Raw genomic sequence first — 18,760 nt, forward strand, 5'->3', positions numbered from 1 at the left:
TTGCAGGCTTAAGGGGAGAGTGATTTGGCAGGAATTGACTTATTCCGTTAAATCTTTTGTCAGTTCTTGTTTTTACTATGATTGCTTAGATGCTATGCTATTGAATAACATAGCATCTTTGATTTTTTAATCTGCTAAAATCTGTTCCAGCAATTCATCACTAGGCGCAAAATAATAAGCACCATCAATCGCCGTGGTAAAATGCAATAAGCGGTCATGGATGCCATCTCCAGCTGTTCCAAACATGCGTTTCAGCATTTCATCAATGATGCTTAAATTATTGGTATACGCCACAAAGAAAAGTCCTTGTTCACCCTTGCCATCTCCATAAGGCAGGCTGTGACGCAAGATTTCCATTTCTTCGCCTTCATCATCTTCAACGACTGTACGCGCGACATGGGAGTTTTCCGGTTTGATGTCATCATCGAGTTCAATCGATTCCAGTTTGGTACGACCAAATACATGTTCCTGTGCATCGACTTTGAGCTGGCGCCATTTGACCAGATCATGGGTATAACGCTGGGCAAAGATAAAGCTGCCATCTGCAAATGCACCCGCTTGTTCGGGCAGTAAAGCCGCTTCAGCACGATCCTCAGGGAATTGTGGATTCTCTGTTCCATCAATAAAGCCGGTCATGTCGCGACCGTCAAAGAAACGGAAGCAGGCACGCTCATCCAGTACCTCAACTTTATCCTGAATGCCGGTAAAGAAGGCCTGGCTCATGGCAAAGCAGATATCTGCACGGGCGCTGGCAATATGGATAAAGACATCAGCGGGCACCACCGGCATGTTAAATGCGCCACTTTGAGGGTCAAGTTGTTTAAAACCTGCAGGTGTTTGCGGGTAGAGTCGAGCCCAAAGTTCAGGCCCAAATGCGATGGCTGTTTTAATCTGGTCATTCGGATGTTGCGTGATTAAACGGTCACGCGTAGAGAGTAGCGCTTCAATCTGTTGTTTTAATTCGGCAATGGTGAGGTCTTTTAAGCGTAAAACAATAAAGCGAGCATGATCAGAAGGTAATGGAAGAATGACAGATTGCGCAGTCATTAAAATCTCCTTAGCTTTTAAGGGATAAAAAGAATAATTGTGCCTGATGTCGCTGCAGCTGAGTAGCATATTTGTGCAATTTTATTGCCTGTAATGTCATCCGGTCTTGCTTTAAATCGATATAATTTAGTTTTTATGAGTTGATAACATTGTTATGTCTGTGCAGGTCTGGTTTGCTTTTATGTTGGCGTGCTGGGTGATTAGCATTTCACCGGGCGCAGGTGCCATCGCTTCCATGTCGAGTGGTCTCAATTATGGCTTCCGGCATGGCTACTGGAATGCAATTGGTTTACAAGTGGCATTGATTGTTCAATTCATGATTGTGGCTGCAGGGGTAGGGGTGCTGTTTGCAACCACACCCTGGGCGTTTCAGGCGGTAAAATGGTTTGGCGTGGCTTATCTGGTCTATCTGGCATATAAACAGTGGACTGCACCGATTCAAACTATTGAGATTGAGCAGGAACAATATCAATCCGCTTTCGCCTTAATCATGAAAGGTTTTGTGGTGAACATGAGTAACCCTAAAGCGATTGTGTTTTTGCTTGCGGTGTTGCCACAGTTTCTGGATTTGAGCCGACCGCAATGGTTACAGTACCTGATCATGGCCATTACCATGGTAAGCATCGACCTGATTGTGATGGCGGGTTATACCGGGCTGGCATCCAAAGTTCTCAGATTACTGCGCTCACCGACACAACAAAAGTATTTAAATCGTGGGTTTGCCGTGATGTTTAGTGGTGCAGCACTCCTATTAAGTGCGATCCAACAATCAGGTTAACAGCCTGATTAGGCTGTTTGAGTCTGGCTTTTGAGTTTTTGCACAATGAAAATCGCGGCGAAGCATAGCGACATACATAGCACAATGCTTAAGCCGGTGGAAATATTCAGGGCCGCACTCGACCAGAGACCGACGGTCACGCCGATCTGAGCCATTACAAAGGCCCAGATCACCATTTGTTTTGGAGAGTGGGCCAGCAGGCGAGCGCTTAATGCTGGAATCACCAATAGGGCGCCCATCAGTAAGGAGCCCACTGCACGTAACGCCAGAACGGTAAATAAAGCCAGTAATAACATAAAGATCAGGCGCTGCCAGTTGGCACTGACGCCTTCACTCATGGCAATATCGGGGTCAATCGCAATCTGGATCTGCGCTGACCATGAACGGTACAGCACGACCAATGCAGCTGCAATGACCACAACGAACATCGGCAAGTCAGCCCATTCGATACTAAGCAGATCACCAAATAAATAGCTCAGTAACTCTGGGCGCAAGCTTGGCACCTGCTGGATCAACAGCAGGCCAGAACAGAGCAGGGTGGCAGAGCTTAAAGCCAGCAGTGCGTCATTGGGCAGGCGCGAGTCGTGCAATACCCATAAAATCGCCACCAATAAGCCTGCCAGAAAGGCCACGCCCAGCCACAACGGTAAATTCAGGATACCCGCAATCGCGACTCCAAGCAGGGTGCCGTGGGCCATGGTGTCGGCAAAGAACGACATTCTGCGCCACAGCATCAGGCAGCCGAGTGGCGCGGTCAGGAACACCAGCAATGACCCCATGATCCAGGCGGGTAACAGGAGTTGTAACCATTCCATCATGGCTTAGACCTTTGGCTCAGGGTGAATATGGGGGCGTGGATCATGTGAGCAGGGCTCGGCATGGTCGCTGTGTCCGCAATGATTGTGATGATGCTGATAGAACATCCGTTGGGTGCCAAAAATGGCCTGGTATTCGGGATGTTGCTGAATGCTTTCAGGTAAACCGCTACAGCAAATATGTTTATTCAGGCAGACTACACGATGCGTACCTTGCATGACCCACTGTAAATCATGCGACACCATCAATACGGCACAGCCATAGCGTTCTGGCAGGCTGCGTACATATTCGTAGAGTTCCGCCTCAGACTGGATATCCAGACCTTGCATCGGTTCATCCAGTACCAGAATGTCAGGCTGGCGTAATAGCGCCCGTGCCAGTAAAACCCGTTGCCGTTCGCCGCCAGATAGTTGCTGTACTTTAGATGACTGTAATTTCTGGATGCCCGTATCATGAATAATTTCTGCACGAAGCGATGCCTCGCAAATTTCTAGATCCAGTAAGTCCTGTACCCTTAAAGGCAAGCTGGCAGAAGGATTAAACTTTTGCGGCACGTAAGCCAGCTTTAATTTCTTTGAGAAATGTATTTTACCTTTGGTCGGCGACATGATCCCGAGTAGCACTTTAATTAAAGTCGACTTACCTGCGCCATTGGGACCAATCAGCGTCACAATTTCTTTTGGATGCAGCGAAAAATCGACATTTCTTAAAATATCCCGTTCATCACGTTGAACTGAGATACCCTCCAGTTGAATAAGTGGAGTGCTTACTGAAGTGTGCTGCACTGATGACATTTTCCAGAAATTTCAATAATGCTATGTTGAGCAGAAAACTGGTCTGAGGCAGCAAGTTGATCCAGTTGTTGAATCAGTCCCTGCGCAGAAGCTTCTTTGACAGAATGGCATTCGGTGCAAATCAGAAAGGCAGCCTGGTGTCCTTCTCGCGGATGACAACAGGGAATATAGGCATTAATAGAGGTCAAACGGTGAATTAGACCTTTTTCCAATAAGAAGTCTAAAGTGCGGTACACCGTTGGCGGTGCAGCAGGGCGGTCGGCCTGACCTTTTATCTTGGCCAATAAGTCATAGGCACCCATTGGTGCAGAGGCATTCAAAATGAGTTCAAGCACTTCTTTACGCAAAGGTGTCAGGCGTGCGCCAACCGCAGTACATAAAATCTCTGCTTCAGCAAGTCGCGCTTTAATATCGTGATGACCGTGCACACCATGTAAAGCATTGTCATGTTCGTGTGAACAAGAACTCATAGATTGACCTCATTATTTTTGTAGAGCCTATTGATTCTTCACTGGCACCTAATGGCTCGCTGATGTTTCAATAGCCCTATTATCATAACATGCAATTTAGGATAACTAGCTATATAAGTGAAAGGCACGACGGATCGTACGGCAAATCTGAAAATAGACATAGGTATTTTACAACTTTTGTTATATTATAACATGCTTCGCCAAACTGAGTAATCTTGTGATGTCCCGCCTAATCGTTCTCGTCTTGTTTTCAATGTTAAGCACATGGGGCTGGACACAAAGCTTGGTGGTTTCAACACATCCCATTTACCTGATTGCAAAAGAAGTCACAGAAGGAGTAGAAGAGCCGGTTCTTCTGCTAAAAGACCAAAGTGGTCACGATGTACAACTGACCCCGGCGCACCGTAAAGCAATTCAGGATGCCTCTTTGGTGATCTGGCTTGGCAAGTCGCACGAAGCACCACTGGAAAAGATGTTGAGTCACAACCGTAAGGCGATTGCCTTGCTGGACTCGGGGATCTTGACGGTGTTGCCGCAACGTAACCTGCGTGGCGCATCATTGGCCAATACCGTAGATAGCCATGTCTGGTTAGAACCGAATAATGCAGTGCGGATTGCTTTCTTTATCGCGACCTTGCGTTCACAGCAAAATCCGGAAAATAAAGCCAGATATATGGCCAACGCCAAAGCATTCTCACAGCAGATGCTGCAGGCATCACAACAATATGAAAGCTCAAGCAAGGCCAAAAGCTACTGGTCTTATCATGATGCCTATCAATATCTGGAAAGAGCGTTAAATCTGAAATTTGCAGGGGCTTTGACCGATGATCCGCATATTGCACCGACCGCAGCGCAAATTAAGTACTTAAGAGACAATCGTCCGCAGAATAAAATGTGCTTATTGGCCGAAACGACAGCAAGTTCGAGTCAGTACCAAAAAATGAACCCGGTAGTTTTCCAGTCCGTTGATGAAAGCATGCGCGGTGAGGACAATTTTGTAACAGCGTGGAAAAAATTGGCTTCAAAAACCGATAAATGCGTAATAAGTGCACAAAATTGATGAAAAAAATAAAAATCAATTGACTCTAGCGTCAAAAAATATGGTAACGAAAAAACCAGACTTAAGTCGAGAAAAGATTGCATGTTCAGGGGTGTAACTCTATAATGCCTGCGATTCGAAACGATCATGATTAAAACTTGTCAAGCAGTTCTGCTGTAAGTGGGTAAAAAATGAGCCAAACTAGTCGCATGATTGACCGACGATTAGCAAAAGCTTTGGTCTTCTTACAAGCATGTATGATTCCCGTTGCCGCTTTGCTGGCATGGGCAATGAAAGACACAACTGCTGCTTTGAGTGCTGCGCTTGGGGCTTTGGTATGTTGGTTGGCACATTGTTATTTTGCTTGGCAGTCGTTTAGAACGGCAGGCGCAAGAGCATCAAAACAAGTCATGCTGAATATGTACCGAGGGATGCTCGGTAAGTTTGCGATTGTGATCGTGGGTTTTATATTAATTTTGAGCAATGTTAAACCGCTGTCACCGGTTGCATTGTTTTGTGGATTTATTCTCGTACAAGCGATGTCGTGGGTCGCGCCATTTTGGGTGGCGCGTCTACAAAAGCGAGTGTAAGACACATTTTAAGATTTTTGGAAGTAGAAGCGGAATCATTGCCATCCGCACGATTCGTTTCTCTTCTTTTTAATGATTGACATTGACCAGGTGTGATTTATGGCTGCTGAAGAACATGCCCTGACTTCGACCGAGTATATCAAGCATCACTTGACCAATATGACCTATGGCAAAATGCCTGATGGTACATGGAAATTGGCTGAGACTGCTGAAGAAGCTCAATCGATGGGGTTCACTGCAATTCACTTGGATTCAATGGGTTGGTCTATCGGACTTGGTGTTATTTTCTGTTTGATGTTCTGGATTGTTGCCAAAGCTGCTAACGCAGGTGTGCCAACAAAATTCCAGTCAGCAATTGAAATGATTATCGAGTTTGTTGACTCAAGTGTTCGTGATACTTTCCACGGCAAATCACGCTTAATTGCGCCATTGGCATTAACCATTTTCGTGTGGATTTTCCTCATGAACTTAATGGACTTAATCCCGGTTGACTGGGTTCCTTACCTAGCTCAACAAATTGGTGCAAGTGTGTTTGGTATGGACCCTCACCACGTGTATTTCAAGATTGTTCCATCTACTGACCCTAACATTACTTTAGGTATGTCTTTGTCAGTATTTGCCTTGATCTTGTTCTACAGTATTCGTGAGAAAGGGATCGGCGGTTTCGTCGGTGAATTGGCACTTAACCCATTCAACCCAAGTAACAAATTTGCAAAAGCGTTATTGATTCCAGTGAACTTAGTTTTGGAATTAGTAACTTTCCTTGCTCGTCCAGTTTCGTTGGCTCTACGACTGTTCGGTAACATGTATGCGGGTGAGTTGATCTTCATCTTGATCGCATTATTACCGTTCTGGATCCAGTGGGCGTTATCTGTGCCTTGGGCTATCTTCCACATTCTCGTAATCACGCTGCAAGCATTTATCTTTATGATGCTGACCATCGTTTACTTGAGCATGGCAAGCGAAAAGCATTAATGGTATTGCCTAACTGTCACCTGATGGTTGGGCTTAAATTTTAGTTTAATTTGGTAATAACCTAACCTCTGAGGAATTTTTCATGGAACTCACTTTAGGTCTAGTTGCAATTGCATCTGCTATCTTGATCGCTTTCGGTGCTTTAGGTACTGCGATTGGTTTCGGTCTTTTAGGTGGTCGCTTCTTAGAAGCTGTTGCTCGTCAACCAGAATTGGCTCCACAACTTCAAACTCGTATGTTCTTAATCGCGGGTCTTCTTGATGCTGTGCCTATGATCGGTGTTGGTATTGGCTTGTTCTTCATCTTCGCTAATCCATTTGTAGGTTAATAGCTTAATTCCTAAATCCACATATTGAGGAATAGCGAAATGAATATCAACCTCACATTGATTGGCCAAGCGATTGCATTTGCGTTCTTTGTCGCATTCTGCATGAAGTTTGTTTGGCCACCACTAATCAATGCGATTAGTGAGCGTCAGCGTAAAATCGCTGATGGCTTAAATGCTGCTGAAAAAGCTAAAGCTGACCTTGCTGATGCGCAAGCACAAGTTAAGGCAGAGTTAGACGCAGCAAAAGCACAAGCGGCTCAATTGATCGAACAAGCGAACCGTCGTGCAGCACAATTGATCGAAGAAGCGCGTACCCAGGCATCTGCTGAAGGTGAGCGTATCCGTCAACAGGCGAAAGAAACTGTTGATCAGGACATCAATTCTGCTCGCGAAGAATTACGTCAACAAGTTGCTGCTTTGGCAGTTGCTGGCGCAGAAAAAATTCTGAACCAACAAGTTGACGCAGAAGCTCATAATGCCATGCTGAATCAGCTGGCTGCTAAACTTTAAGCGAGGCGAATATGGCTGAACTCTTGACGTTAGCACGCCCGTACGCCAAAGCAGCATTTGCTTATGCATCTGAGCAGAATGCAACTGACGCTTGGTCAAATGCGTTACAACTGCTCGGTGCTGCGGTGCAAGACGAAGCATTTTCCGCTTATTTAAATCGCCCTGAGCTGACTCCTGCGGAACAAGTAGGTCTTTTTGCAAAGGTTTTAGGTGAAGATCAATCACAATCAGTGTCTAACTTTTTGACATTGCTTGCGGATAACGATCGTTTGGTTTTATTGCCTGAAATCGCTGCAGAATACGAATTACTTAAATCGCAGAACAACAACACCTTGGAAGTAGAGATTGAATCTGCTTTCCCAATGGATGCGACACAAGAGCACATTTTGGCTCATGCGCTTGAAAAACGTTTTAACAGAACCGTTCAGGTCACTGTTAACGTTAATCCGGCGCTCATCGCAGGTGTTGTGATTCGTGCAGGCGACCAAGTGATAGATGACTCTGCGCTTAACAAGCTTGAAAAAATGCGGACTCGTCTTCTTGCCTAACAGCAAAAAGACTGAACTTAAAAAAGATTGAGGAATAGCGCAATGCAACAACTGAATCCATCCGAGATCAGTGCGCTCATTAAACAGCGTATCGGCGATCTGGACACCAGCGCGACCGCTAAGAATGAAGGTACCATCGTCATGGTATCTGACGGTATCGTGCGTATTCACGGTCTTGCGGATGCAATGTACGGTGAAATGATCGAATTCGACGGCGGCTTATTTGGTATGGCACTGAACCTAGAACAGGATTCAGTGGGTGCCGTTGTTTTAGGTAACTACCTAAGCCTTCAAGAAGGTCAAAAAGCTCGTTGTACAGGTCGTGTATTAGAAGTTCCGGTTGGTCCTGAACTTCTTGGCCGTGTCGTAGACGCTTTGGGTAACCCGATTGATGGTAAAGGCCCTATTGATGCAAAACTTACTGATGCTGTTGAAAAAGTAGCACCAGGTGTAATTTGGCGTCAGTCTGTCGACGAACCTGTTCAAACTGGTTATAAATCAGTTGATACCATGATCCCTGTAGGTCGTGGTCAGCGTGAGTTGATTATTGGTGACCGTCAAACTGGTAAAACAGCAATGGCGATCGATGCGATCATCGCTCAGAAAAACTCTGGCATTAAATGTGTATACGTTGCGATTGGTCAAAAACAATCAACAATTGCAAACGTGGTACGCAAGCTAGAAGAAACTGGCGCTATGGCGTATACCACTGTTGTCGCAGCTGCGGCCGCTGATCCTGCAGCAATGCAGTATTTGGCTCCGTACTCTGGCTGTACAATGGGTGAATACTTCCGTGATCGTGGTGAAGACGCGTTAATCATTTATGATGATTTGTCTAAGCAAGCTGTTGCTTACCGTCAAATTTCATTACTTTTACGTCGTCCACCAGGTCGTGAAGCGTATCCAGGTGACGTATTCTATCTTCACTCGCGTCTTCTTGAACGTGCTTCGCGCGTTTCAGCTGATTATGTTGAGAAATTCACGAACGGTGCAGTAACTGGTCAAACTGGTTCTTTAACTGCATTACCGATCATTGAAACTCAAGCTGGTGACGTATCTGCATTCGTACCAACGAACGTAATTTCGATTACTGACGGTCAGATCTTCCTAGAAACATCATTATTCAACGCAGGTATTCGTCCTGCTGTGAACGCGGGTATCTCGGTATCTCGTGTTGGTGGTTCTGCGCAAACCAAGATCATCAAAAAATTGTCAGGTGGTATCCGTACCGCTCTAGCGCAATACCGTGAATTGGCTGCGTTTGCTCAGTTTGCTTCTGATCTTGACGAAGCAACGCGTAAGCAACTTGAGCATGGTCAACGTGTAACTGAGTTAATGAAGCAAAAACAATATGCTCCTTACTCAATCGCTGACCAGGCTGTATCTGTTTATGCATCTAACGAAGGCTATATGGCTGACGTAGAAGTGAAGAAAATCGTAGACTTTGATGCTGCGTTAATCTCTTACTTCCGTTCTGAATATGCTGCGTTAATGCAACAGATCGATGAAACTGGTGATTACAACAAAGACATCGAAGCAGCAATCAAATCAGGTATTGAGAGCTTCAAAGCGACTCAAACTTACTAAGTTTATCTTTAGTTAAGTTTGGTTCACGGATCAACCTTCGGAAGCTCGAAAGAGCTTTCGACTACTAGGTTAAGCGTATGGCAAATTTAAAAGAAATTCGCGCCAAAGTAGCTAGTATCAAGAGCACGCAAAAGATTACTCGCGCGATGCAAATGGTAGCTGCTTCGAAAATGCGTCGTGCGCAAGAGCGCATGGCTCAGGGCCGTCCGTATGCCGATAATATGCGCCGTGTAATTGCTCACTTGGTCCAAGCAAACCCTGAATACAAACACCGTTATATGGTTGAACGCCCGGTTAAGCGCGTTGGCTATATCGTGGTGTCTTCAGATCGTGGCTTGGCGGGTGGCTTGAACATTAACTTGTTCAAGAAAGTTGTGCAGCATGTCAAAGCACAACAACAGCAGTCAATTGAAGTTGAATTTGCTTTGATTGGTCAAAAAGCGGTTTCGTTTTTTAAGAATTACGGCGGTAAAGTGCTTGGTGCAACCACCCAACTTGGCGATGCGCCGAGTTTGGAACAGTTAACGGGCTCAGTACAGGTAATGCTTGATGCATTTGATAAAGGCGAACTAGATCGTATCTATCTCGTTTCAAATGGCTTCATCAATGCAATGACTCAGCAGCCTAAAGTAGAACAACTTGTTCCTTTAGCACCGGCAGAAGAAGGCGATGACCTCAACCGTACTTATGGTTGGGACTATATCTACGAACCAGAAGCAGAAGAATTGTTAAATGGTTTGTTGGTTCGCTATATCGAGTCTATGGTTTATCAAGGTGTGATTGAAAACGTTGCATGTGAGCAGTCAGCTCGTATGGTCGCGATGAAAGCAGCGACAGACAACGCAGGACAACTGATTAAAGACCTACAACTCATTTACAACAAGCTGCGTCAAGCCGCGATTACTCAGGAAATTTCCGAGATCGTTGGCGGTGCCGCTGCCGTTTAACATTATTAAGTTTGAATTGAGGAGACAGCAATGAGTAGCGGTCGTATCATTCAGATCATCGGCGCGGTTATCGACGTCGAGTTTGAGCGCAATAGCGTTCCTAAGATCTATGACGCTCTCCAAGTTGACGGTACTGAAACTACTTTAGAAGTTCAGCAACAGCTTGGCGATGGTGTTGTTCGTACCATCGCAATGGGTTCTACAGAAGGTCTTAAACGTGGCCTTAATGTAACTAGCACAAATGCACCGATTTCTGTTCCAGTAGGTCCAGCGACTCTTGGTCGTATCATGGACGTATTGGGTCGCCCAATTGATGAAGCAGGTCCTGTAGCGACTGAAGAGCGTTTGCCGATTCACCGTCAAGCACCTTCTTATGCTGAACAAGCAGCTTCGACTGACCTTTTAGAAACTGGTATTAAAGTCATCGACTTACTTTGCCCGTTTGCGAAAGGTGGTAAAGTTGGTCTGTTCGGTGGTGCCGGTGTTGGTAAAACCGTTAACATGATGGAGTTGATCAACAACATCGCGAAAGCTCACTCAGGTTTATCTGTGTTTGCTGGTGTTGGTGAGCGTACTCGTGAAGGTAACGACTTCTATCACGAAATGAAAGATTCTAACGTTCTTGACAAAGTAGCAATGGTCTACGGTCAGATGAACGAGCCACCAGGTAACCGTTTACGCGTAGCGTTAACTGGTTTGACCATGGCTGAATACTTCCGTGATCAAAAAGACGAAAATGGTAAAGGTCGTGACGTATTATTATTCGTCGACAACATCTACCGTTATACACTTGCAGGTACTGAAGTATCAGCATTGTTAGGTCGTATGCCATCTGCAGTAGGTTACCAACCGACACTTGCAGAGGAAATGGGTGTTCTTCAAGAGCGTATTACGTCGACTAAATCTGGTTCGATCACATCGATCCAGGCAGTATACGTACCTGCCGATGACTTAACAGATCCATCGCCTGCAACAACGTTTGCTCACTTGGATGCTACCGTTGTATTGAGCCGTGACATCGCATCTTCTGGTATTTACCCAGCGATCGATCCACTTGACTCAACTTCACGTCAGTTAGACCCATTGGTTGTTGGTCAAGAGCATTATGAAATTGCACGTTCTGTACAGAACGTATTGCAACGTTATAAAGAGCTTAAAGACATCATCGCAATCTTGGGTATGGACGAGTTAGCTGAAGAAGATAAATTGGTTGTTTACCGTGCGCGTAAAATCCAACGTTTCTTCTCTCAACCGTTCCACGTCGCTGAAGTCTTTACGGGTGCACCTGGTAAATTAGTACCACTTAAAGAAACGATTCGTGGCTTTAAAGGTCTATTAGCTGGTGAATACGATCACATCCCAGAACAAGCGTTCTATATGGTTGGTGGTATTGACGAAGTGATTGCTAAAGCCGAGAAACTTTAATTAGCAACTCTAATTTAAGGAGATTCTCATGGCGACGATGCAATGTGATGTTGTAAGTGTTAAAGAGTCGATTTACTCTGGACAAGTTACGATGTTAATCGCAAAAGGTGCGGGCGGTGAGCTTGGTATTTTACCAGGACATGCGCCACTCGTAACTTTGCTCCAACCGGGCCCGATTCGTGTTCAGTTGGAAAATGGTACAGAAGAAATCGTTTATGTATCAGGCGGTGTGTTAGAAGTTCAACCTCACGTTGTGACCGTACTTGCAGATACTGCAATTCGCGCTGACAACTTGGATGAAGCGGCAATTATGGAAGCTCGTAAACAAGCTGAACAATTGCTAGCCAACCAAAAGAGTGACTTGGATTCTGCTGCTGCGCTTGCTTCGCTTGCAGAAACTGCAGCTCAGCTTGAAACGATTCGTAAAATCAAAAACCGCGCACTTTAATTATTGCTGGTTCGAGATTAAAAAAAGCCACCGTCAGGTGGCTTTTTTTATTTTTAAGGTATTGAATAATTATAAATTTTCTATAAATTACCAAGCATATTTAGAATTATTAAACCAAAGAGTAAAATCATCATGAAAATGATAAAAAGTCTTCCATTCTTGATTGTTGCGGGTTTTGTCGGGTGTGCATCGGTACCACCAGCGAACGATCAACTGAATGAACAAGCCAAGAAGCTTGCAGCGCCTTCAGAGGGCAAATCCGCAATTTATGTTTATCGTTCAAATAGTATTGTCGGTGCGGCGCTCAAGAAAGATGTATGGGTGGATGGGGAATGTTTAGGTGAAACTGCTCGTGGTACATTTTTCTTAAAGGAAGTTTTAGGAAATCAAGAGCATACAATTTCGACTGAATCAGAATTTTCACCCAATCATTTAGTATTGAAAACAGAAGCAGGTAAAAATTATTTTGTTCAGCAATTTATGAAACCTGGCGTAATGGTTGGTGGAGCAAATTTAAAACAAGTCGATGCCTTAACAGGTGAAAAAGCGGTGAGTGAATATAAACTTGCCCAAGCGGGTAAGTGTAGTAAAGCAACGATCACGCTGGATAAAAAGTAAAAAACAAAGCCACCGTCAGGTGGCTTTTTTATGCTGCATCGAAAATTAAAATAAATATAGTTTAAGCGTTTGAATCATCTTTATTGCCGAGTACCAAGGTTGCCAGTTTCACCATATCCATTTGAATGGTGTTGAACTGTTTCTCGATCTTGGCGAAATCAATTTTGGAAAGATCGGTTTGACCATGTAATAACGGCATATTGAGCAGTTGCTGATTTGCACTCAATAAACTTTGGCGGATCTGATCGACTTCATTACTTTTCAAATTTAACGATAATAAAGCGTCATGTAAGCCATGCAGTTCCTGGTTTAAATCGCCTGTTGTATGCTGTAATTTCTGAACATTTTTATCCTGAATCGCTTGTTCAAGATTGCTTTGTGATTGCTTGAGCAGGGTGACATAGTCATCAGTTTCAATTTGCAACTTGGCCATATCACGCGCGATATTCAACATATTACCCTTACTCAGGTTTTGAGTGTCCTGAGCAATACTTGCTTCACGTTCTGTATTTTCAGAAGTTGTTATTGATTGTTCAATCTCAGTGTTTTGCTCAGCTTGCTCATTGTCATGAGGGACCTGATCGCAACCTACCAGTGTGAATAGGCTCACCAAGGTGGTTACTGAGAGAATGGCTTTGATAGAGAAACGTTCCATCATGGCTGAACTACACCAGATTATGAGAAGAGCGTCACTATAATGAGAAAATGTGGAGAAAAAAGTGATTTTTGCAATTCATCAACAGTTTGATCTAAGAAAATAATAGAAGGAACTGTCTAGGAAGTTAAAAGAAAAGAACAGATAAACTATTCTTTTCTCTATAGTTTTAATGCTTATTTTGCTAGTTCAGCTTCAATCGCGCTGACAATGCGTTCATCGTCTGCCGTGATATCAGGTGCAAAACGTGCAACCACTTCACCCTTCTTATTGATGAGGAATTTTTCAAAATTCCATAATACTTCAGGTGGGTTGTTTGGTGTTAAACCGTAATCAACCAGATCTTTCCACCAAGGGCCTTCACCTGTACGCTCAGGAATGGCTTGAGTCAAGGTTTGATATAAAGCATGCTTATCATCACCCGCAACCGAAATTTTGGCGAAGAGTGGGAAATGCACGTCATAATTTAGTGAACAGAATTGCTGAATTTCCTCATTGCTGCCCGGTTCCTGTTCCAGAAAGTTGTTGGCAGGGAAGCCAAGAATTTCCAGACCTTGATCTTTCTTGGCCTGATAAAGTTTTTCCAAGCCTTCGTACTGTGGGGTTAAGCCGCATTTAGATGCAACATTGACGATCAAGAGCACTTTGCCTTGATATTGATCAAGATCAACATCCTGACCTTTAATGTCCTTAACAGGAATGTGATAAACCGACTGACTCATGAGATAGGTCCTAATTTGTTGTTGTGACAATACCCGATTGTTTTAACTGCTATTGCTGCAGAGTGCAATGCTCTTGATATGAATCCATACAAATAATCAGAAAAACCAATCCTTTATTCTAGAGAGAAGCATTCTTTAGCTGAATCGGAGTTTGTCCGGTATAGCGTTTAAAGAACTCAATAAAGCTGGAACTGTGGTGATAACCCAAAGCAAAAGCCAACTGTTTAATGGTCATCCCTTGGCGGATCTGATTGATCGCAAAAATGATTTTTGCCCGATTACGCCATTCTGATAATGACAGTTGCAGCTCTTGCTGGCTGAGACGGAGTACGTGACGCTCACTGACCGCAAAATTTCCTAAGACTTTCTGCAGGCTGAGTTGAAATAAAGCTGGATCTGACAGTTGCTCCAGAATTGGCGCGAGAACGGGATGGGTACTTTGCGGAAGATAATGCGAATAAGCAGGCGCCTGTTTGAGTTGATCATATAAAACTTGCAGCAGGTGCTCCAGATACTCGGGTGCAGCAGCCAGTTTTTGCTGTTCCAGAATATGGATCACCAGCGCACGGAAAAAAGGTTCAATACTAAAACATCGGCAAACATCGCCTAAAAAAGCGCCGAGCCGCGGATGTAAGCGAATACAGATATAGTGAATTTCATGCTCGACGGGCAGCGACTGATGCTCGGTACGCGGTGGCAGCCACAATCCATAGCTAGGCGGAGACAAGTAATATTGCCCTTCAATATCAAACTCTAAAGTCCCGTTTAAACTAAAGTTAAAATCTCCCCAGATGGAAGAATGCGGGCTGACAATATCATCCTTTTGATATAAAAATTCATGGACTTCTATATCACGTAACAAGGGAAATTGTTCAGCAACATTCTGCTTCATCCGGAGAGACTCACTGTTAGTTTTCACATGTCATTTTAGGATTATTTAAGCCTTTGGCTAAAGTAAAGATACTGATCAATGCCAGGGCCACAAAGCTGATGACGCCATAAATCAGGATATTTTCATTGAAATGGTCGACCACATAACCGCCGAGTAAGGAACCGGTCGCAATCATGACCTGAAACATGCCGACAAACAAAGGCATGCCTTTTTCTACCGCATGCGGCGCATGCACAAACATCCAGATATTGGCTGAGGTAGGGAAAGCGCCGAAAGCAAAGCCCCACAGTGCGGTTAATACAATCGCACCAAACTCATGAATCGCAAAGATCGGGAAGCCAAAGAACACAATCGCAAAACAGATCCCGACAAAGGCAAGGGTATAGCGTACATTCAGGTTACCACTATAGCCTGCAAATGCATTGCCGAAAATACCTGCAATTCCATAGAGTAATAGCAGCGAGCTGATGGTGGTACCGTTAAAGCCTGCAATGTTTTTAAAGAAGGGTGCCAGATAGCTATACGCACAAAAATGCGCGAGACCAATCAGTAATACGATTAACATGCCACTACGTGCTTTTGGCGTGCGCAATAACGCAGGTAAATCACGGAAATGAATGGCAGACTCTGGTTTCAGTGTAGGCAAGCAAATCAGCTGGACCACCAATACAATTAAACCAATAGCAGCGGTAATACCGAATGCACTGCGCCAGCCATAAAACTCGCTGAGCCAGGTGCCGATTGGAACACCAAGCACAGTGGCAAAAGTCACGCCTGCCATGACGATGGCAGTTGCTTTAGCGATGGGTAAATGAGGCGGTGCCAGTTTGCCACTTAAAGCAATCGCAGTTGCCCAGAAGCCACCAATGGAAATGCCTAATACTAAACGGCTCAACAGCAGCACATGGAAGCTCTCTGCAAAGGCGGTAATGGTATTGGCAATCACCATGATTGCGGTGAGCAAGATCAATACATAGCGTCGATCGAGCTGTTTTACCGATACGGGTAACAGTGGTGCTGCAATCGCAGCCATCACCCCGGGAAGGGTAATGATCAGACCTGCTGTACCGACTGAGATCTGTAGATCGGCTGCGACACTGTTGAGTACGCCGACAGGTAAAAATTCGCTGGTGACCAATGCAAAGGCTGCAATGGCAACAGCCAAAATGGCGTACCAGCTTCCTTGTGTGGTTTGCGTGGGCTGCTCGTCTGATGAGATGGATGCTTGCATGGGATTTTCCTGATTTGTCAGCACAAGGATAAAAGCTAAAGATCAAATTTTATTTTATAACGATCGTTATGAAACAAAATAAAGAATAAAACCAGATCCGTCAATTAATTTTATAGTGATCGTTATAAAAATATCTGGGTCACTTATGCAAATTGTGCATGAGCTGCCATAATACGTACGCAGGAGATGATTCAAGAAAAATACAGTCGCCCTGAATCATGGGAGTGGGCGAACTGTAAAAGAGGAAAAGCAAATTTCTGGATTGTTCTCACAGATCAAACAGAAGTCGTTTAATTTCCTGTTTGATCTGTAGCTTAAGGATTAATTTTTATAAGTGACTTTGGGATTATTTAAGCCCCGTGCCAGTGTAAAGATCAGCACGAGCGAACAAAGTACCAGTGGGAGCATGGCAAAAAATAAGATGGTGCCATCAAAATGGTCAACAATCAGGCCACCGAACATGCTGCCCAACGCAATCAGGATTAAAAAGGTTAAAGTCACCATCGGCATGCCTTTTTCAACCGCTTCAGGCGCATGAGTAAACATCCAGATATTCACCGCAGTTGGAATAATCCCGTAGGCGAAGCCCCATAAAGCCGTTAATACAATCGCAAGCATGATATTTGCCCCGACTAGCGGAAGCGCTAAAAATGCCAGCAAGAACGCAGCGCCACTGACTGCAAAGGCATAACGGATATTGATCTGGCCGAGGTAGCCTGCAAAAACATTCCCAAAAATTCCCGCAATGCCATAGACCAGCAGTAAACGGCTAATCAGGCTATCCGAAAAATCGAGCTCATGTTTAAAGAAGGCTGAAAAGTAGCTATACGCAGCAAAATGCGCAAAGCCCATAAACAGAAAAATGATCAGGCCTTTACGGGCGGCAGGGTGTTGCAGCAGAATCGGCAGTTCTTTCCAGCGCAAAGATGAAGACGGTTTGAGTTGAGGCAGATAAAGGTACTGGAAGATCAAAAGCAGGACACCTATAAGGGAAATCGCCGTGAAAGAGGTTTGCCAGCCATTATATTGAGCCAGCCATGTCCCCATCGGTACCCCTAATACGCTGGCTAAGGTCACCCCGAAAGCCACCCAGGCAGTCGCTTTGGCAATGGGTAAATGCGGTGGTGCCAGTCGACCGCTTAATGCCACGGCTGTTGCCCAGAAGCCTCCCACTGCCACACCCAGGATGATACGCCCGAACAATAAAATCATGAAATTAGGTGCAAATGCCGTCAGCAGATTGGCAATAATCATCAACAGGGTAAGCATCAACAGCAAGGTACGCCGATCGAGTGTCTTCGCCGAAACTGGAATCAGTACCGCAGCAAACATGCCGACGATCGCAGTTAAAGAAACGGTAAGACCAGCTGTTCCAACCGAAATCTGAAAGTCACGTGCGATGTCATTGAGGACACCAATGGCCAGGAATTCACCTGTCACCAAGGCAAATGCACTAAAGGTGACGGAAAGTAAGGCAAACCAGTTCCCTTGAGATGGATTGGATTCAAGCGCACTGAGGTCTGCCGGAGTGGAGTTTTCCATAATAATTCCCTTTATTGTTATAGGGATAACAATAAAATTGAAAAAACATTAGTTTTTATAACGATCGATATAAAATAAAATAGTTGATTAAAGTTGAGTCGTCAATTAATTTAATAGTGATCGTTATGAAATATTTGTGACAGCTATGACTAATGCACATGAGCCAACAGTAGCACCCTGTGATGACAGCTTGAAAAAAAAGCGTGGTCGTCCGAAGTGTTTTGACGAACAGCAGGCACTGGAAAAAGCGATGTTATTGTTCTGGGCACATGGCTATGAAGCGACCTCGATCAGTGATTTGACTCAGGCTCTGGAACTGACTGCGCCGAGTCTATACAGTAGTTTTGGTGATAAAGCCGGGCTGTTTTATAAATGCATTGATTATTATCTGGCCCATGAAGCCTGTCCGATAGTTCCTATCTTTTTAGAAGCCAAAACCGCCAAAGTTGCATTTGAGCTGTATCTATATGACAACGTCAAGCGTTTGGCGCAACCCAATAAACCTGCAGGTTGTATGCTAGTGGTGGCGACTATGAACTGCTCGGATAATGCTCAGGCAGTGCAACACAATATTCTGGAAAAACGTTTACAGACCAAGCAAAAACTGTTGGAGCGTTTAGAGCAGGGGGTCGCGGATGGTGATCTGGCGGCAACCGCGCCTTTACAGGAAATGACCGACTTCTATGCAACGGTTGTGCAGGGGCTAACCATTCAGGCTCGAGATGGGGCAACGGTTGAGCAACTGCATAAAGTGGTGGAGCATGCGATGCGAGCCTGGGAGCTGTTCTAAGCAGCAAT

Annotated in this window: 22 protein-coding genes; 13 read left to right on the forward strand and 9 right to left on the reverse strand. The window is 44.7% G+C overall.

The genetic code is table 11. The annotated features are described in order from the left end of the window. Positions 1-126: 126 nt before the first annotated feature. On the reverse strand, positions 127-1,047 hold the full coding sequence (locus JO943_RS16610; protein ID WP_150956772.1) for a Dyp-type peroxidase: 921 nt from the start codon (positions 1,045-1,047) through the stop codon (positions 127-129). A 154-nt stretch (positions 1,048-1,201) separates the two neighbouring features. Here JO943_RS16610 and JO943_RS16615 point away from each other — a divergent pair, with 154 nt between their 5' ends. Then, the gene (locus JO943_RS16615; protein ID WP_009510468.1) at positions 1,202-1,825 is read left to right on the forward strand and encodes a LysE family transporter; all 624 of its coding nucleotides are present in this window, start codon (positions 1,202-1,204) and stop codon (positions 1,823-1,825) included. Positions 1,826-1,833: 8 nt separating this feature from the next. Here JO943_RS16615 and znuB read toward each other — a convergent pair whose 3' ends face one another. Genes znuB through JO943_RS16630 form a run of 3 tightly spaced genes read right to left on the reverse strand, consistent with a single transcriptional unit; the run spans position 1,834 to position 3,905 of the window. Beyond that, a complete protein-coding gene (znuB, locus tag JO943_RS16620; protein WP_202741352.1) occupies positions 1,834-2,643 on the reverse strand; it encodes a zinc ABC transporter permease subunit ZnuB in 810 nt (269 codons plus the stop codon). Positions 2,644-2,646: 3 nt separating this feature from the next. Then, on the reverse strand, positions 2,647-3,435 hold the full coding sequence (gene znuC, locus JO943_RS16625) for a zinc ABC transporter ATP-binding protein ZnuC (protein ID WP_202741353.1): 789 nt from the start codon (positions 3,433-3,435) through the stop codon (positions 2,647-2,649). Then, entirely contained in the window at positions 3,408-3,905 is a 498-nt protein-coding gene (locus JO943_RS16630) for a transcriptional repressor (protein ID WP_005228375.1), read from the reverse strand. The genes znuC and JO943_RS16630 overlap by 28 nt, the downstream gene beginning before the upstream one ends. A 220-nt stretch (positions 3,906-4,125) precedes the next feature. Between JO943_RS16630 and JO943_RS16635 the strand changes: the two genes are divergently transcribed. The 11 genes from JO943_RS16635 to JO943_RS16685 all read left to right on the forward strand — a co-directional run bounded on the left by JO943_RS16635 (position 4,126) and on the right by JO943_RS16685 (position 12,920). Next, positions 4,126-4,965: a metal ABC transporter substrate-binding protein gene (locus JO943_RS16635; protein WP_005281233.1), complete on the forward strand. Its 840-nt coding sequence runs from the start codon at positions 4,126-4,128 to the stop codon at positions 4,963-4,965. 170 nt (positions 4,966-5,135) lie between these two features. Next, entirely contained in the window at positions 5,136-5,534 is a 399-nt protein-coding gene (locus tag JO943_RS16640) for an ATP synthase subunit I (protein WP_004773236.1), read from the forward strand. 99 nt (positions 5,535-5,633) lie between these two features. Then, positions 5,634-6,509: a F0F1 ATP synthase subunit A gene (gene atpB, locus JO943_RS16645; protein ID WP_004773235.1), complete on the forward strand. Its 876-nt coding sequence runs from the start codon at positions 5,634-5,636 to the stop codon at positions 6,507-6,509. Between the two features lie 82 nt (positions 6,510-6,591). Then, on the forward strand, positions 6,592-6,837 hold the full coding sequence (gene atpE, locus JO943_RS16650; RefSeq protein WP_000424060.1) for a F0F1 ATP synthase subunit C: 246 nt from the start codon (positions 6,592-6,594) through the stop codon (positions 6,835-6,837). A 39-nt stretch (positions 6,838-6,876) separates the two neighbouring features. Further along, a complete protein-coding gene (locus JO943_RS16655; protein WP_005228377.1) occupies positions 6,877-7,347 on the forward strand; it encodes a F0F1 ATP synthase subunit B in 471 nt (156 codons plus the stop codon). A gap of 11 nt (positions 7,348-7,358) precedes the next feature. Then, positions 7,359-7,895, forward strand: coding sequence for a F0F1 ATP synthase subunit delta (locus JO943_RS16660; RefSeq protein ID WP_004773231.1), 537 nt, complete (start codon positions 7,359-7,361; stop codon positions 7,893-7,895). A 42-nt stretch (positions 7,896-7,937) separates the two neighbouring features. Next, complete coding sequence (atpA, locus tag JO943_RS16665; protein ID WP_004773229.1) at positions 7,938-9,482, forward strand: F0F1 ATP synthase subunit alpha; 1,545 nt, start codon at positions 7,938-7,940, stop codon at positions 9,480-9,482. A 77-nt stretch (positions 9,483-9,559) separates the two neighbouring features. Then, entirely contained in the window at positions 9,560-10,429 is an 870-nt protein-coding gene (gene atpG, locus JO943_RS16670; protein WP_004773227.1) for a F0F1 ATP synthase subunit gamma, read from the forward strand. Positions 10,430-10,459: 30 nt separating this feature from the next. Beyond that, entirely contained in the window at positions 10,460-11,854 is a 1,395-nt protein-coding gene (gene atpD, locus JO943_RS16675) for a F0F1 ATP synthase subunit beta (protein ID WP_004930535.1), read from the forward strand. Positions 11,855-11,882: 28 nt separating this feature from the next. Continuing rightward, positions 11,883-12,302, forward strand: coding sequence for a F0F1 ATP synthase subunit epsilon (locus tag JO943_RS16680; protein WP_005228378.1), 420 nt, complete (start codon positions 11,883-11,885; stop codon positions 12,300-12,302). Positions 12,303-12,434: 132 nt separating this feature from the next. After that, complete coding sequence (locus JO943_RS16685) at positions 12,435-12,920, forward strand: DUF2846 domain-containing protein (protein ID WP_150956757.1); 486 nt, start codon at positions 12,435-12,437, stop codon at positions 12,918-12,920. Positions 12,921-12,981: 61 nt separating this feature from the next. Here JO943_RS16685 and JO943_RS16690 read toward each other — a convergent pair whose 3' ends face one another. The 5 genes from JO943_RS16690 to JO943_RS16710 form a co-directional block, all read right to left on the reverse strand. Next, entirely contained in the window at positions 12,982-13,578 is a 597-nt protein-coding gene (locus JO943_RS16690; RefSeq protein ID WP_005228381.1) for a hypothetical protein, read from the reverse strand. A gap of 173 nt (positions 13,579-13,751) precedes the next feature. Beyond that, on the reverse strand, positions 13,752-14,297 hold the full coding sequence (locus tag JO943_RS16695; protein ID WP_005281224.1) for a glutathione peroxidase: 546 nt from the start codon (positions 14,295-14,297) through the stop codon (positions 13,752-13,754). Between the two features lie 118 nt (positions 14,298-14,415). Beyond that, positions 14,416-15,189 carry an AraC family transcriptional regulator gene (locus tag JO943_RS16700; RefSeq protein WP_032871001.1) on the reverse strand — a complete coding sequence of 258 codons (774 nt, stop codon included), beginning with the start codon at positions 15,187-15,189 and terminating at the stop codon, positions 14,416-14,418. A gap of 16 nt (positions 15,190-15,205) precedes the next feature. Continuing rightward, positions 15,206-16,420, reverse strand: coding sequence for an MFS transporter (locus JO943_RS16705; RefSeq protein WP_202741354.1), 1,215 nt, complete (start codon positions 16,418-16,420; stop codon positions 15,206-15,208). 321 nt (positions 16,421-16,741) lie between these two features. Continuing rightward, entirely contained in the window at positions 16,742-17,962 is a 1,221-nt protein-coding gene (locus tag JO943_RS16710) for an MFS transporter (protein WP_202741355.1), read from the reverse strand. A 136-nt stretch (positions 17,963-18,098) separates the two neighbouring features. On the opposite strand from JO943_RS16710, the gene JO943_RS16715 reads away from it, so the two are divergent. After that, entirely contained in the window at positions 18,099-18,752 is a 654-nt protein-coding gene (locus JO943_RS16715) for a TetR/AcrR family transcriptional regulator (RefSeq protein ID WP_165569319.1), read from the forward strand. Positions 18,753-18,760: the final 8 nt, after the last annotated feature.

Source organism: Acinetobacter sp. 'aerobic (ED)', assembly GCF_904886855.1.
GTDB lineage: Bacteria > Pseudomonadota > Gammaproteobacteria > Pseudomonadales > Moraxellaceae > Acinetobacter > Acinetobacter courvalinii.